The following is a 14825-nucleotide window of genomic DNA, read 5'->3' on the forward strand; positions in this document are numbered from 1 at the left end:
GGTGGTTAGGGAGGTGGTTAACGCATAGTTACGTCCCGCGGTAGGATCACTGGACCTAGATAAGGTATTGCATTTACGCCTGTACGACAATGTACTGATCCAGAACTTATTGCCGAGCGCTAGTTTACTTGGCATTAACTACCTAGCATCTGTAAAAAAGGGCGCAAAATTGAAGATAATCTTAGTGAACCAGGCGCACCCGAATTTTGGCGGGCCTGGCGGTGCCGAGCGGTCGGTCAAAAGCCTCGCGGAGGGCTTGGCGCAGCGCGATCACGAGGTGATCAGCGTCTCAATGGCGCCCAAGGCCATGATCGAGCACATGTCGATGAGCGGCATCCACAGCGAGCACCGCATCTCGGGTGTTCGAACGATCCTCCTGGGGAAAGTATCCGGGTCTGCCACGGAGGTCGAAATGATGACCTCCATCGTGGCGCGAGAACGCCCCGACCTCGTTCACACCAACACCTTCTGGCACAACCGGGATCTATGGCCCGAAGTCGACAAGCTGGGCGTGCCTATCGTCCATACGCTGCGCGAGTACAAACTGCTGTGCAGCGACAATATGTTCAAGAACGACCGAACGTGCACCTCGTTGTGCGAGACCTGCACGATGAGCGCAAAAGTCAGCCGGGCACGCAGCAAACTCGTGTCGTCGGTCGTCGGCATCAGCCGCTACACCCTTGATCGTCACCTCAGTTTCGATTTGTTCGAAGGGGTCACGAGCCGTCACGTCGTGCACAACTCGGTGTCGGGAAACCCCTCTGCCGACTTCCGCTCCGAACCGGGCGCGGGTCCCCTTCGCCTGGGCTACCTGGGTCGGATACATCCAACCAAAGGCGTGGGGTCACTGATCGACGCCGTCCTCGAGCGGACCGATGGCAAAGTGGTTCTGTCTCTCGCGGGCGAGCTTCAGGACGAGGATTTGGCGCGCAAGGTTACGCAGGCCCAGGGGGATCCGCGCATATCCTATCTTGGGTTCGTCGAGCCGGGCGAGCTGTTCTCCCAGATTGACGTGCTGGTGGTCCCCTCGGCGTGGCCGGAACCGTTTGGGCGAATAGTCGTCGAGGCCTACCTGCACGGCATTCCCGTGTTGGCCGCAAGCAGTGGCGGGCTGCCGGAACTGGTCGTCCAGGGCAAGACAGGCTGGATCTACGGCGACGGCAAGCAGACCCTGGGTGAAGTGATTGAGGCAATCAGCCAGGACGCACGCCGTCCCGCCACGATGCGGGAGGCGTGTCTCGAGGCGGCGCAGGCCTTCAGGCCATCGGTCATCGCCGAGCAGTATGAGGCGGTGTACAACCAGACGCTCGCCTCAAATCAGAAAAGCACGAAAGCGGCCAAGCCGGCCCGCGTGCGAAAGCTGTTCTGGCCCGCCGCCGGCAAGCCCCGGTCGGATCAGGGTGCCCCGGCAACCAAGGTCCTTGTCGTAACCGGCGAGTTTCCGAAGTTGTCGGAGACTTTTGTGCTCAACCACATCACCGGGCTGATCGATGAGGGTATCGACGTCACCATCTTTGCCGAGCGGCCTGGCGCTGCCGACCAGTGGCATGCCGATGTCGACAAGTACCGGCTGATGGAGCGTTGCCTGTGGTACGGCATGCCCAATAGCCTGAAGCCGGCGCGCGACTACCTGAACGAGAACTCCAAGAAAATCCAGCGCGAGATCGGCAAGCTCCTCGAGGGTGCAACCCTGGTTGGCATGCCGCCGCCGCTGGACGCGCTCGCCCGTACGATGGTCGAGGAACAGGTCCGCACCGACGTCAAACTGCGGCTGTTCCACGCCGCCGAGGTTCTCAATCGGGCTCAGAAATCCTTCGACGTCGCGCATTGCCACTTCGGTCATCGCGGATTATTCGCGGCCGAACTCAAGCGGATGGGGGTGCTGAACAGCAAGATCGTGGTCAGCTTCCACGGGATCGACCTGACCGAGCATCTCCGCAAGGAAGGCATTCACGTCTACGACCGACTGCGCGACGAAGCGGACGCTATCCTCCCCATCAGCAATTTCTTCCGCGAGCGCCTGTTGAAGCTGGGTTTCAGCCCGCGCCGGACGACGGTGCATCACGTGGGCGTCGACACCAGCAAGTTTGCCTTCCGGCCAAGAACCAAGCCCCAGGGAGAGACTATCGGCCTTCTCACGGTCGGCCGGCTCGTTCCCAAGAAGGGCGTGGAGTTCGCGTTGCGCGCCCTTGGTGTGCTCAAGCAACGCGGACAACTCAGTCAGTTCCGGTACGATATCATTGGTGACGGTCCGGAGCGCGAGGCCCTGGTTGCCCTCTGTGCCAAGCTCGGACTAAACGAAGCCGTGACGTTCCACGGCGGAATGGACCACGGCAAGATCGCCGAGTGGATGCAGAAGTCAGACCTGTTTCTGGCACCCAGCGTCACCGCCGCCAACGGTGACATGGAGGGCATCCCAACAACCATCATGGAAGCGATGGCTTCGGGCATGCCGATCGTCACGACCGATCACAGCGGGATCTCCGAACTGGTGCAGGACAGCGTCAGCGGCTTCCTGTGCCGGGAGCGGGATTTCGACAAGCTCGCCGACCGGTTGAGGTTCCTCAGCAACAACCGCGAGTTGTGGCCGGAATTCGGACGCGAGGGGCGGCGCACCGTCGAGGCCGATTTCAACATTCGGTCGCAAAACCTGCGGGTTATCCAGCGCTACAACGAGTTGCTGGGCAAGGGCGCGGAGCTGAGGCCGGTCAAGCTGGCGGTCTAGTGAACCGCCTCCGGCAGCGCCTTCATTTTTGCTTGGACGGTTGGCCAACGCGGGTCTTGGGCCAACCGATCCTTTCCGGCATCGCCGAAAGTAGCAAACTCGCGCCGGACGAACTCCGGCAGCGTCAGTACGGAATCCGACTGGGTGCCAGGTGACTTGAAGCAATACGAACCGAGGCGACCCAACCCCGCCCGGCTGGCAAGTTCGGGGTAGAACGGGAAGGCAGACGTGCCGACGAAGTGCGCCGGCACCAGAGCCTCGTGCGGCATCCATTGCCGGCGACTGGCAAGCCCCAGCGCACTCAGGCTCCTCGAGATGACATCGGCCCATCTGTGGAAGACGACCGGGGTAGGGTGGTTCACCACGAACATGCAGAGGTCGGTCTGAACCAGCCCCGCCATCTCTTCGCCGAAGCGGATGTCTGCCGTCTGGTCCGACGTCGACAGCCGCCGGATCGCATCCGCCCAGTTCGCGAAATACCCGGCTGCCTCGTAGGTCTCCTCCGAAAAAGCGGCAACGGTCTCCTCTTCGGACCACCCGGACATGAAGCCGAACAGGGCAATCTTGCTGTGGTATTGGGCGAGTGGGCCGTCTATCCGCCCCTGCGTGCTGCCGAGCGTGACGATGTCCGGGAAATAGCCGTCGAACCACAGGTTGGAGATGAAGAGGACGTCCCTGCCGTGGAAGGTGTCCCGGATCGTATCCCGCGACAGGCAGAAGAACTTCGGGCTCAAGTCGAAACTGAGGAAGAGGTCGTACTTTTCACCGGCCGCCCGCGCCTGTTCGGCGAGATAGGCTTCGGCCGAGCCTGGGGGCAGCGAGTGGACCTGCAGGTGATCGAACGCCATGTCGGCGACGAAGAGGTTCAGCGTCTCGGCGAGGGACTTGACCTGGCAGTTGCCAATCAGGAGTGCCTTCTTGATGGTGGTCATGCGCTCCATCTTGGCTGGGCGAGAGCTCGGTTCATGCCGGTGCTGCCGAAGAAATGCTCGCTGCAGTGCTCAGGGCGGAGAACATCCTGTCGGCCAGCACCGGGTAGAACTCCTCGCGATAGTGGCCTGAATCCACGAGCGCCTGGGCTTCTCCGTGCTCGGCGACGATAGCGGTAGGATCAAACAGGCTGGCCCGCCTGTCTGACCGGCAGAACTGTTCCAGGGTGTCCCTGATGATGGTTCGCTCGGGAAAAGGTTGGCCATTGCTCATCTTCACGTTGAGATGCGGCACGAACAGAACCGGCCGTCCCAGGCGATCGCAGATCAGTTTGAGGTCGCCAAGCAGTTCCTCGCGCGACTGGATGCGCTGTGTCGCCCCTTCGACGTAGCCCACCAGTTCGGGATATCGCTCGGGCTCCCGCACCACCATTTGGGTGGGCCATTGCTGATAGTAGATGCCGTCGTTCGTGGCGATCTTGCGGGAACAAATCTCGACCACAAAGACATCGGCGCGCCCGTAGAAGGTCGGGTGATGTCTTGCTGGGTTCCATTTCTGCGCATGGGACTCGACGACGAGCGGCACGACCTTCGCTGGTAAATCCAGCTGGCGTCGGACGATCTTGAGCTTCTGGAGGGCGTCGCGGGTGCTGTGGGTGTACCACTCCGCACCCTCATGATCAGTCCTTATCCTGTCTCTGGCCAGCATTCTGACCGGAGTGTGGACGCGGCAACTTCCCAGTACGGCAGCCGTCAGCATTCCTGCCTCAGGGATAAGGTGTCTTCGCCGCAGAGTTTGCTGAAAAGCCCTTAATCATCGGCCTATGCAGGCACTCGCATTCGTCGCAAATGCTCCGGGCCGGCGCCCGGCAATCAAGGCGCGGCCTGGCCGGGAGGGCAGAGGTGATGCCGGCGCGCAGCGGAGGCTCGCACGCTTACCGTGCGTTGAGGACGCTCTGGCAGGCTTTCGGCAAGTCGGCCAGCGTCAACGGCTGGGACGGTGGACTGGGCTGGTAGGGGGCCTCGGTGAACCAGTAATCAAGCTCCGCGCCGCACCCATCGCCCGATGGTACCGGATCCTGATCGACACAATCGGTGGCGCCTGCAGGGCAGGCGAGCCGGACGTGGATATGGTCGTCGTGACCATACCAGGGACGTATCCGGCTGAGGAAGCCCGGGTCGCGCCACTTGGTGGCGCACAGCGACTTCTTGATGCCGGGGGCGACGAAAATGCGCGCCACGCCGGGTAGCTGTGCGGCGCGATAGATGAGCAGGCGCTCCGCTTCGCCGAACCGCGTGGGGTCGACGTCGCGTGTACCCTGCTTCAGCACCGATATGGCCGACAGGTTCTCGCGCTCGGTCGCGCTGAGCGTGTGATCGGGCATCGGCTGCAGCCAGATGTCGACATCGAGGCCGACCTGATGTGAGGCGTGCCCGCTCTTCATCGGTCCGCCCCGCGGCTGGCCCATGTCGCCCACGAGGATCCCGGGCCAGCCATCCTGAGCAGAGGATCGAGCGAGCGCCGCGATGTATTCGACGAGTTCCGGCGTTCCCCAGCGGCGATCGCGCGACGGTCGCATCGCCTGCCAACCCGGCCCATCCTCGGGTAACTGCACGGCGCCCGCGATGCAGCCCTTGGCATAGCTACCGACTGGCATGGAGGCGCCGGTGGTCGGATGGTCTACGGCGCCGAAGAAATCACGCGCCGGCTGCTGGGCAAGTCCGGGTGAGGCGAGCAGGAGTAGGCCGAGGATGAAGCAAAAAGGGCGGAACAGCATGCAGGGCCATCGCCGTTGTGAATCACTCCCTGATCATAGCAGGCATGACGAGCGTCGAAGCCTTTCTTTTGGCGCAAGGCGAAAGCGATATCCTTGAACCGTCTCAGCGGTGCGTCCGAACGCTCCACCACGACCGGATGGTGCCCGGTCGCGGCAGGGTTTTGCACTTATCAGGACAAGACGGCCGTCGCCTCGATCTCGATGAGGTAGTCGGGATTGGCAAGTTGGGAGACAATCGCCGTGGTCACGGTCGGAGGGTTCTTCAGCTTGCCGGCGCGGGCCATCCAAGCGCCGAAGCCTGCCTTGAGGTCGGCGTCGTCACGCAGGAGAAGGCCGACGCGGACAAGATCTTCAAGCTTGCCTCCCGCGGCTTCCAGCACCGCGATGAGATTGTCGACCGCCTTGGTCGTCTGCGCCGCCGTGTCTCCCTTGCCGACGACTTCGCCCTTTTCGTCGACCGCATTCTGGCCGCCGATGATCAGCGTCGAGGCGCCGGCGGGGATGACGATCCCCTGCGAAAAGGCTGGGTTCTTGTGCATGCCTTTGGGGTTGATGTGCTCGAGCTTTGCCATTTGTGTCTTCTCCGTTCTTGAGTATTTGGCGATGACGTGATGGCGCTTGCCTCAGCGCGTCAGTCGCCTCAACCGAGGAAAAACCGCTCTATCGCCGGGGCGAGAACCTCTGGCGCGGCGTTGTGCGCCTGCCCGTCGAGCGTCCTCTGCTCGGCATCCGGCAGGATATCCGCCAGCGCCTGAGCCGAGTTGTGGATCCATTGAGGGCTCGACGCGACGTTGCACGAGAGAAGGGTCATGGGACAGGCAGTTCCTCGGCGGCCCCGGGCTGCTACGTGGGCGAACGCTGGCGCCCCCCGCTTCATGCGTCCTTGGCATCAACGGATCGAGGTCAAGCGTGGTTGCAGAGCAACTGCAAGTCAGCGCCGATGATCGCTCGCCTCGCCGACGACCGCCGACACTCGCTGCCTTCGGGCGGCATCGCGACAGGCTCTCAAAACCGGTGGAAATTCCAGAGCATGAAGGCGTGACCGAGATACCCCGCGGCCATGCCGAAGTCGCTCGGGCGCGGCAGGGCTACGCAGCGGCGCTAGCGCCGGCTGCGATCATGCCTCGGAAAAGGCCGGCGCCTAGTGCGCCGGCGCGCCCGCGTTCGGGATATGGATGTCGATCGCCAGGGTCGACATCGTCTCGCCGCGATCCATGCTCACGCGGACATCGTCCTGATCGACCTGCACATGCTTGGTGATCACCGCCATGATCTCCTCGCGCAGCATGGCGACGAGATCGGGTTGGTTGCGGTTGTTCCGCTCATAGGCCAGCAGCACCTGCAGCCGGTCGCGGGCGACGGGTGCGCTGCCGCGTCGTTTGAAAAGATCGAGCAGGTTCACGCCGCCCTCCTGCCGAACAGCCGATCGAAGAGTCCTCTCCTGTCGGTGGGCAGCACCATCGGCACATCCTCGCCGCGCAGCCGTCTTGCCGCCGCGATATAGGCAAGTGCGGCAATGTTGGTGGGCTCGTTGAGCGTCACCGGCGAGCCGACATTGGAGGAGCGGAGGACACCTTCGCTCTCCGGAATGATCCCCAGCAGAGGCGTCGAGAGAATGTCGAGCACGTCGTCGATGTTGAGCATCTCGCCGCGTGCCGCGCGTGCCGCGTCGTAGCGCGTCACGAGGATGTATTTTGAAATGCTCTCGCCCTGCTCGGCCTTCAGGGTGCGGGAGTCGAGCAGCCCGATGATGCGATCGGAATCGCGAACCGAGCTGACCTCGGGGTTGGTTACGATCACCGCTTCATCGGCAAATCGCATCGCCAGCTGGGCGCCGCGCTCAATTCCTGCGGGACTGTCGCAGATCACGTAGTCGAACTTTTCTCTGAGATCGCCGATGACGCGCGCCACGCCTTCCTCGGTGAGGGCGTCCTTGTCGCGCGTCTGCGAGGCGGGCAGCAGGAACAGGCTGTCGAGGCGCTTGTCGCGGATCAGCGCCTGCGAGAGCTTCGCGACGCCCTGCGTGACGTTGATGAGATCGAACACCACGCGCCGCTCGGCACCCAGCACCAGATCGAGGTTGCGCAGACCGACGTCGAAGTCGATGACGACCACCCTCTGGCCCATCTGGGCAAGGGCGGCGCCGAGAGCGGCAGTCGAGGTTGTCTTGCCCACGCCCCCTTTGCCGGATGTGACGACCACTACCTTGGCCATGTTCCTGTCTCCAATCTTCACTAGTCGAGGGCTGCGATCCAAATCGTGCCGTTGTCGAGAAAGGCCTGTATCGGCCGGCCGCGCGAGGACGGCTCCATGTCGTCGGCGGTGCGATACCAGCCATCGACAGCCAGCAGCTCGGCCTCATTCTTCTGGCAAAAGATGCGCGCCTCGGCGTTGCCGGCGGCGCCGGCGAAGGCTCGACCGCGCAGCGTGCCATAGATGTGAATGGACCCTCCGGCGATAATCTCGGAACCGGAGCCCACTGAGCCCAGTACGGTGACGTCGCCCTGAGGGTGAAACACCGACTGGCCGGAGCGGACCGGTGATTTGATGATCAGCGACTTCGGCTCGGCGGCATCGTCCTTTTTGGCGGGTGCGTCCTTTTCCGCGACCCTGCCGGTGCTTGCCGCGGGCCCATCGAGCAACGTCGACTTCGCTCCCTTGAGCAGCGGCGGCAGGTCGGCGCCGAGCGCCTCGATTGCGTCCGCCTCGATCGCATAGACGCGAATTGCGCGATCGGCGAGCAGCGAGACAAGCGTGCCGATCTCGCGCACACTCGGTTTCAGCACATTGAGATCGAGCACCACCGGACGACCCGTGAAGAACCCTGGCGAGTTCTCTATCCAACGATCCAGCCCACGCAGCCACTCGCCCAACGGCGCCTCGGGCGTCAGCGCGAAGGCGACAAACGAGCGCGCGCGGAAACGGATAGACTTCTTCTGGATAGAAGGTGCGGCGGTGTTCACGGAGGGCGATCCTTACTGAGTGGTTAAGGCTAGCCCTGCGTGGTTAACGAGGCGTAAACCGCGGTCGATTGGCATCAGGTTTCGCACCGCCACGGCGACTTCCTCAAGCGAATAACCGATGACGTCCATCAGGATCGCCGACGCCCGTTGCGCGGCGGCAGGCGCATGAACTGCCGCAGGTCTCCGTGGCCTTGAGCCCGCGTTCGGTGTCCATGTAGGGGTCGGTGAAATCGGCGTCGTCACCGACAAGCTCAGCGCGGGGCAAATCACCAGGGATTGCCTGAAAAACGCGGGCAGTGCACGATCGTGTGACGAACATGGCATCGCATCGAGGGGGAATGAAATGCGGGCGATTGGCCTTGTTGAGACCGGTCCCATTGACCGTCCGGACGCGCTGATCGAACGTGAGTTGCTCGATCCTGTCCCCACGGGGCACGATTTGCTTGTTCGCGTCTCCGCAGTCTCGGTAAATCCTGTCGACACCAAGATACGCGGCGCGTTGCCACCACGGGGCGGCACGGCAGCGTCGGAAAAGGTCTTCCGAGTGCTCGGTTGGGACGCTGTGGGAACAGTCGTCGCGACTGGCGACGAGGTAGCGTTATTCCGGACTGGGGACAGGGTATATTACGCTGGTTCGGTCCTGCGGCCTGGCTCGAACGCGGAGTTGCAGCTGGTTGACGAGCGGATCGTTGGCCTCGCTCCCACAACGCTCGGTGATGCAGCAGCTGCGGCACTGCCGCTGACAGCACTCACCGCCTGGGAAATGCTGTTCGACAGGCTTGATGTGAACCGCGCCGTGCCGCGCGACAATCGCACCATATTGATCATCGGCGGCGCCGGCGGTGTCGGGTCGATTGGTATCCAGATCGCCAAGCGCGTCGCGAACATGACGGTCATTGCAACAGCCTCACGTCCTGAGACTGAGGCGTGGGCTCGACGTATGGGTGCCGATCACGTCGTCGATCACTCGTGGCCGTTGGCAGAACAGGTCAAGCAACTGGATATCGGTGCACCAGGCTTCGTCTTTTCGACGACGCAGACGGATCAGCACTTTGCCCAGATACTGGAACTGATCGCGCCGCAGGGGCGACTTGGCGTCATCAGCGGTGTCGGCGACACAACTCGAACGGACCCGTTGAGCGGAAAGTCCATTACGTTGTGCTACGAGCTGATGTTCACCCGATCCATTCATGGGACGCCCGACATGGTCGAGCAGCACCGGGCTCTTTCCGAGATCAGCCGCCTTGTAGACGCGGACGTCCTGGAGTCAACCATGACAAGCAATCTCGGACCGATCTCGGTCGAGAGCCTGCGCACTGCTCACGCGATGCTGGAAAGCGGGCGGACAATCGGCAAGGTCGTGCTGGAGGGCTTCAGCCCGGGCGAACGACCGACGTACTGATGGCCATCGTGGCGCTTGCCGCTGGGCCAACTGCCGGTGGAGACTTACCCTCCGAACGAATGTTCCGCGATCGATGCCGCCTTCATCTCGATGGAGAAGCCCGCCTGCTTTGGCGGCATGTACGCGGCGTTGCGGATGTCGCAGGGTTCGAGGAAGTGCTCGTGCAGGTGGTCGACATACTCGATCACCCGGCCGTCCTTGGTGCCCGACACCACCAGATAGTCGATCATCGACAGGTGCTGGACGTATTCGCAGAGGCCGACGCCGCCGGCATGCGGCCAGACCGGCAGGCCGTATTTCGCCGCCATCAGCAGCACCGACAGCACCTCGTTCAGCCCGCCGATGCGGCAGGCGTCGATCTGCACGATGTCGATGGCGCCGCGGGTGATGAACTGCTTGAACAGGATCCGGTTCTGGCACATCTCGCCGGTCGCGACCTTCACCGGACTGATCGCCTCGCGAATCTTGCGATGGCCCTCGATGTCGTCGGGGCTGGTCGGCTCCTCGATGAAATAGGGCTTGAAGCGGGATAGCTCCCTCACCCAGTCGATGGCCTGGCCGACTTCCCACACCTGGTTGGCGTCGATCATCAGGTAGCGGTCCGGACCCATGATCGAGCGGACGATCTCGAGCCGGCGGATATCGTCGGCGAGGTCGCGTCCGACCTTCATCTTGATGTGGGAGAAACCGGCCTCGACCGCTTCGGTGGCGAGGCGGGTCAGCTTCTCGTTGGAATAGCCGAGCCAGCCGGCCGAAGTGGTGTAGCAGGGGTAACCGTTCGTCTCGAGCTCGGCGATGCGCGCCGCCTTGCCGGCCTCGGCCTTCCTGAAGATGGCGAGGGCTTCGTCGGGGGTGATGGCGTCGGTCAGGTAGCGGAAGTCGATGATCGAGACGAGCTGCTCGGGTGTCATGTCGGCGACGAAGCGCCAGACGGGCTTCTTGGCACGCTTGGCCAACAGGTCCCACACCGCGTTGACGACGGCACCGGTGGCGAGGTGCATGGCGCCCTTGTCCGGACCGATCCAGCGCAGCTGGCTGTCGCCGGTAACGTGGCGCCAGAAGCGGCCGGGGTTCTCTTCGATCCAGTCGAGATCGAGGTCCGTCACGCGCGCGGTCAGTGCCTCGATGGCGGCCACGACCACTTCGTTGCCGCGACCGATGGTGAAGGTGAGGCCGTGGCCTTCGAGGCCGCCGTCCGTCGTCAGCACGACGTAGGCGGCGGAGTAGTCGGGATCGGGGTTCATGGCGTCCGAGCCGTCGAGGGCGGCGGAGGTCGGGAAGCGAAGATCGTAGGTCCGGAGCGAGGTGATCTTGGTCATTTGCTGCAAGCGTGAAATCAATAAATGAATGGGGTGCCGGGCAGGCGAGCCTGCCCGGCGGGGGAGATCAGTCGTAGAGAACGGCTGCGATTTCCGGCGCATCCATGTTGGTCTTGTCGTACCAGAAAAAGCCGGTGTCGATAACCTTGGGCAGGGTTTCGCCCTTCAGGGCCGCGATGGCGGCCTTGACGGTTTCGTAGCCGATGCCGACCGGGTTCTGGGTGATGGCGCCGGCCATCGAACCGTCGATGATCGCGGCCTTCTGGGCAGCGCCCGAGTCATAGCCGATCACGACGATGGAGGAGCTGAGCTCCTTCTTGCCGTTGAGCACGCCGAGAGCCGAACCTTCATTGGCGCCGAAGATGCCCTTGAGGTCCGGGTTGGCGAGCAGGATCGACTTGGTGATTTCGGTCGACTGCAGCTGGTCGCCGGCGCCGTACTGCACCGAGACGACTTCGATCTTGGGGTACTTCGCCTTCATCTGGTTGACGAAGCCGTCGACGCGATCGATGCCGGTGCGGCTGGTCTGGTCGTGGGCAACCACGGCAACCTTGCCTTCGCCGCCGATCAGTTCGGCCATCTTGTCGGCAGCCAGCGCGGCAGCGGCGACGTTGTCGGTGGTGGCGGTGGTCAGCGGGATGTCGCTATCGACGCCGGAGTCGAAGGCGATGACCGGGATGCCGGCATCCTTGGCCTGCTGCAGCAGCGGGGTGGCCGCCTGACTGTCGAGCGCGGCAAAGCCGATGGCCGAGGGCTTGCGGGCGATGGCCGCGGACAGCATGTCCATCTGCTTGTCGACCTGGGCTTCGGTATCGGGACCTTCGAAGGTCACCTTGGCGTTGAATTCAGCGCCGGCCTTGTCGGCGCCGGCCTTCACGGCCTGCCAGAACTGATGCTGGAAGCCCTTGGAGATAAGGGCAATGTCATATTCCTGCGCCTGCGCCGGAATGGCGGCGGCGAGAAGTGCAAGAGCGCCGACGGCGCCGAGCAGAGTACGTCTAAGCATTGGGTGTCCTCCCGGTTTGACTTAGTTGTCGTGGCGACGTTGTTCGCCGTCTCGGTTATTGGCACCGACCTAGCGTCGGTGCAGGGAAAGCCGGCGCCTAAAGTTTGCGGCGCCGCAGGATGTCGGCATAGACGGCCAGAATGATGATCGAGCCGGTAACCACGGTCTGCCATTCCTGCGCCACCGACAGGATGCGGAGGCCATTGGCGAGAACCGAAATGATGAGCGCCCCAATCAGCGTGCCGAGCACGGTGCCGCGGCCGCCGGAGAGCGAAGTGCCGCCAATCACAACGGCGGCGATGGCGTCCAACTCGTAGCCTTGCCCGAGCGCCGGCTGCGCCGAGTTGAGGCGCGAGGCGATGAGGAGGCCAGCGATGCCGCAGACGGCGCCGGCGGAGGCGTAGACGGCGATCTTCCAGCGATCGACGTTGACGCCCGAGAGACGCACTGCCTCTTCGTTCGAGCCGAGCGCAAACGTGTAACGGCCGAGCGCGGTGCGGGTGAGAACGAAGCTGGCGATGACTGCGACGGCAAACAGGATCAGCACGCCATTGGGAATCGGCATGACCGGGAAGACCGAGCCAACGATCGATCCGAGCGAGATCTGGTTGAAGCCGGGCGTTGAGTTGAAATAGATCGGCTTGGTACCCGAGATCACCAGCGAAAGGCCCTTGAGGATCAGCATCATGCCGAGCGTGGTGATGAACGGCGGCACCTTGAGCTTGGCGATCACCGTGCCCGAGACCAGGCCGCTGAAGGTGCCGGCGAGGATGGCGCCGAGGATGCCCAGTGGCAGCGGCAGGCCCCAATAGGTGAGGACGACGCCGGCGATGACGGCGCAGAAGGTCATCAGCGTACCGACGCTCAGATCGATGCCGCCGGTGATGATCACCAGCGTCGCCGCAATGGCGAGCACGCCGTTGACCGAAGTCGCCTGCAGGATGGCGAGGATATTGGCGGTCTGCAGGAAATTGGGCGAGGCCACCGAGAAGACGACCAGCAGCGCCAGCAGGCCGGAAAAGGCCAGCAGCTTGTGATAAGCGCCTGAGCCGCGAATGCCGGCGAGAAGTCCGGGTTTGGCTGCCGTTTCGGTCGTCGCCATTATGCCACCTTGCTGTTCAGTTCGGGCGCCATCGCGCTTTCGCGCTGCGTGGCGAGCCGCATGATCTCTTCCTGGCTGGCGCCGCCCGGCAGGACGCCGGTGAGCCGGCCCTCGCACATCACCGCGATGCGGTGGCTGAGGCGCAGGATTTCGGGCAGTTCGGACGAGATGACGATGATCGCCCGGCCCTGCGCCGCGAGCGAGTTCAGGAGCTTGTAGATCTCGGACTTGGCGCCGACGTCGATGCCGCGGGTCGGCTCGTCAAAGATCAGGATTTCACAGTCGCGCAGCAACCACTTGGCGATCACCACCTTCTGCTGGTTGCCGCCCGAGAGCAGCCGCGCTTCCTGGGTATCCGAAGGGGTTTTGATGGAGAGCTGCTTGATGAAGCGCTCGGCGACCTGCCTCATCTCGCCATCGCGCACGATGCCGCCGGGGCCGATGAAGCGCGATAGCGAAGCCAGCGCGATATTGTTGCGGACGTCGAGCCCGGTGGCGAGGCCGAACTGCTTCCGGTCCTCGGAGAGATAGCCGATGCCGGCCCGCACCGCGTCCTGCGGGCGCCGGATCTCGACTTTCTTGCCATGCACCAGGACTTCGCCGGCCTCGATCGGATCGGCGCCAAAGATGGCGCGGGCGACTTCGGTGCGGCCGGCGCCCATCAGGCCGGCGAGACCGAGGATTTCACCCTTCCGCACCGAGAAGCCGACGTCCCGGATTTCCTTGCCGCGGCGGAGGCCACGGACCTCGAGCGCGATCTCGGCCCTGCTCGTGTCGGGGATGACCAGCGCCTCGTCGGTCAGCTTGCGGCCCACCATCATCGAGATGATCGTCTCGATCGGCGTGTCGGCGGCGGGAACTGTGCCCACGTGTTCGCCGTCGCGCATCACCGTCACCCGGTCCGAGATGCGCTTGATCTCGTCCATCTTGTGCGAGATGTAGACGACACCCACGCCGTCGGCCTTGAGACGGGCGATGATGGTGAAGAGCTCGGCGATCTCGCTGTCGGTCAGCGCTGCGGTCGGCTCGTCCATGATGAGGACGCGCGAGCGGTAGGACAGCGCCTTGGCGATCTCGACCATCTGCTGCTTGGCGATGGTGAGGCTTTCGACCGGCACGCGCGGATCGAGCGCCAGGTTCATCGATTTGAAGATGGCCGCCGCATCGGCGTTGAGCTTTTGCTCGTCGAGCAGCAGGCCCTTGCGCGGCTCGCGGCCGATGAAGATGTTCTGCGCCGCCGTCAGGTCGCGCATCAGCGCCAGTTCCTGATGGATGATGCCGATGCCGAGCTTTTGCGCCTCGCGCGGACCGGCGATCTCGACCGGCTGTCCGTCGACGCGGATCTCGCCGGCATCGCGCTGGTAGATGCCAGAGAGAATCTTCATCAGCGTCGATTTGCCGGCGCCGTTCTCGCCCATCAGGGCGTGCACCTCACCTGCAAACAGCGAAAACCGGGCATCCGAAAGCGCCCTAACGCCTGGGAACGACTTGTCGATGCCGCTCATCTGGACGAGCGGAACCGAGGGGTCCTCATTGGCGGGGAGGCGTCGAGACGCCTGCTCCTGAATACGCAACTGTCCCCTCCCAGGCGGCGCGTTTCC

At 63.5% G+C, this 14825-nt stretch carries 14 protein-coding genes; 2 read left to right on the forward strand and 12 right to left on the reverse strand.

What is annotated here, in order from left to right:
- Window positions 1–67 precede the first annotated feature (67 nt).
- Window positions 68–2725: a glycosyltransferase gene (locus tag ACOYW5_RS21340; protein ID WP_423066889.1), complete on the forward strand. Its 2658-nt coding sequence runs from the start codon at window positions 68–70 to the stop codon at window positions 2723–2725.
- Here ACOYW5_RS21340 and ACOYW5_RS21345 read toward each other — a convergent pair.
- From ACOYW5_RS21345 to minC, 8 genes are all read right to left on the reverse strand, one after another.
- Window positions 2722–3657 (reverse strand): WcbI family polysaccharide biosynthesis putative acetyltransferase, encoded by a 936-nt coding sequence (locus ACOYW5_RS21345; protein ID WP_423066890.1) that lies wholly within the window; start codon window positions 3655–3657, stop codon window positions 2722–2724. The genes ACOYW5_RS21340 and ACOYW5_RS21345 overlap by 4 nt on opposite strands.
- Window positions 3658–3688: 31 nt before the next feature.
- Window positions 3689–4414: a hypothetical protein gene (locus ACOYW5_RS21350; protein WP_423066891.1), complete on the reverse strand. Its 726-nt coding sequence runs from the start codon at window positions 4412–4414 to the stop codon at window positions 3689–3691.
- 175 nt (window positions 4415–4589) lie between these two features.
- Window positions 4590–5432, reverse strand: coding sequence for a penicillin-insensitive murein endopeptidase (gene mepA, locus ACOYW5_RS21355; protein WP_423066892.1), 843 nt, complete (start codon window positions 5430–5432; stop codon window positions 4590–4592).
- Window positions 5433–5602: 170 nt separating this feature from the next.
- Window positions 5603–6004, reverse strand: coding sequence for a RidA family protein (locus ACOYW5_RS21360; protein ID WP_423066893.1), 402 nt, complete (start codon window positions 6002–6004; stop codon window positions 5603–5605).
- Between the two features lie 68 nt (window positions 6005–6072).
- Window positions 6073–6243 (reverse strand): hypothetical protein, encoded by a 171-nt coding sequence (locus ACOYW5_RS21365; protein ID WP_423066894.1) that lies wholly within the window; start codon window positions 6241–6243, stop codon window positions 6073–6075.
- A gap of 330 nt (window positions 6244–6573) precedes the next feature.
- A complete protein-coding gene (gene minE, locus ACOYW5_RS21370) occupies window positions 6574–6834 on the reverse strand; it encodes a cell division topological specificity factor MinE (protein ID WP_423066895.1) in 261 nt (86 codons plus the stop codon).
- A complete protein-coding gene (minD, locus tag ACOYW5_RS21375) occupies window positions 6831–7646 on the reverse strand; it encodes a septum site-determining protein MinD (protein WP_423066896.1) in 816 nt (271 codons plus the stop codon). The genes minE and minD overlap by 4 nt, the downstream gene beginning before the upstream one ends.
- Window positions 7647–7666: 20 nt before the next feature.
- On the reverse strand, window positions 7667–8395 hold the full coding sequence (minC, locus tag ACOYW5_RS21380) for a septum site-determining protein MinC (protein WP_423066897.1): 729 nt from the start codon (window positions 8393–8395) through the stop codon (window positions 7667–7669).
- Between the two features lie 343 nt (window positions 8396–8738).
- On the opposite strand from minC, the gene ACOYW5_RS21385 reads away from it, so the two are divergent.
- Entirely contained in the window at window positions 8739–9797 is a 1059-nt protein-coding gene (locus ACOYW5_RS21385; protein ID WP_423066898.1) for a zinc-binding alcohol dehydrogenase family protein, read from the forward strand.
- A 44-nt stretch (window positions 9798–9841) separates the two neighbouring features.
- On the opposite strand, the gene ACOYW5_RS21390 is transcribed toward ACOYW5_RS21385, so the two are convergent.
- The 4 genes from ACOYW5_RS21390 to ACOYW5_RS21405 all read right to left on the reverse strand — a co-directional run bounded on the left by ACOYW5_RS21390 (window position 9842) and on the right by ACOYW5_RS21405 (window position 14729).
- The gene (locus tag ACOYW5_RS21390) at window positions 9842–11116 is read right to left on the reverse strand and encodes an L-fuconate dehydratase (RefSeq protein ID WP_423066899.1); all 1275 of its coding nucleotides are present in this window, start codon (window positions 11114–11116) and stop codon (window positions 9842–9844) included.
- 67 nt (window positions 11117–11183) lie between these two features.
- Window positions 11184–12122 (reverse strand): ABC transporter substrate-binding protein, encoded by a 939-nt coding sequence (locus ACOYW5_RS21395; protein WP_423066900.1) that lies wholly within the window; start codon window positions 12120–12122, stop codon window positions 11184–11186.
- A 97-nt stretch (window positions 12123–12219) separates the two neighbouring features.
- The gene (locus ACOYW5_RS21400; RefSeq protein WP_423066901.1) at window positions 12220–13224 is read right to left on the reverse strand and encodes an ABC transporter permease; all 1005 of its coding nucleotides are present in this window, start codon (window positions 13222–13224) and stop codon (window positions 12220–12222) included.
- Window positions 13224–14729: a sugar ABC transporter ATP-binding protein gene (locus ACOYW5_RS21405; protein WP_423069525.1), complete on the reverse strand. Its 1506-nt coding sequence runs from the start codon at window positions 14727–14729 to the stop codon at window positions 13224–13226. The genes ACOYW5_RS21400 and ACOYW5_RS21405 overlap by 1 nt, the downstream gene beginning before the upstream one ends.
- Window positions 14730–14825: the final 96 nt, after the last annotated feature.

Source organism: Devosia sp. CN2-171 (assembly GCF_049354815.1).
GTDB lineage: Bacteria > Pseudomonadota > Alphaproteobacteria > Rhizobiales > Devosiaceae > Devosia_A.

Excerpts from the sequence above, each read along its gene's own strand:
- ACOYW5_RS21345 (WP_423066890.1), bottom strand. The coding sequence starts at position 3,657 with ATGACCACCATCAAGAAGGCACTCCTGATTGGCAACTGCCAGGTCAAG.
- ACOYW5_RS21350 (WP_423066891.1), bottom strand. The coding sequence starts at position 4,414 with ATGCTGACGGCTGCCGTACTGGGAAGTTGCCGCGTCCACACTCCGGTC.
- mepA (WP_423066892.1), bottom strand. The coding sequence starts at position 5,432 with ATGCTGTTCCGCCCTTTTTGCTTCATCCTCGGCCTACTCCTGCTCGCC.
- ACOYW5_RS21360 (WP_423066893.1), bottom strand. The coding sequence starts at position 6,004 with ATGGCAAAGCTCGAGCACATCAACCCCAAAGGCATGCACAAGAACCCA.
- ACOYW5_RS21365 (WP_423066894.1), bottom strand. The coding sequence starts at position 6,243 with ATGACCCTTCTCTCGTGCAACGTCGCGTCGAGCCCTCAATGGATCCAC.
- minD (WP_423066896.1), bottom strand. The coding sequence starts at position 7,646 with ATGGCCAAGGTAGTGGTCGTCACATCCGGCAAAGGGGGCGTGGGCAAG.
- ACOYW5_RS21385 (WP_423066898.1), top strand. The coding sequence starts at position 8,739 with ATGCGGGCGATTGGCCTTGTTGAGACCGGTCCCATTGACCGTCCGGAC.
- ACOYW5_RS21390 (WP_423066899.1), bottom strand. The coding sequence starts at position 11,116 with ATGACCAAGATCACCTCGCTCCGGACCTACGATCTTCGCTTCCCGACC.
- ACOYW5_RS21395 (WP_423066900.1), bottom strand. The coding sequence starts at position 12,122 with ATGCTTAGACGTACTCTGCTCGGCGCCGTCGGCGCTCTTGCACTTCTC.
- ACOYW5_RS21400 (WP_423066901.1), bottom strand. The coding sequence starts at position 13,224 with ATGGCGACGACCGAAACGGCAGCCAAACCCGGACTTCTCGCCGGCATT.
- ACOYW5_RS21405 (WP_423069525.1), bottom strand. The coding sequence starts at position 14,729 with ATGAGCGGCATCGACAAGTCGTTCCCAGGCGTTAGGGCGCTTTCGGAT.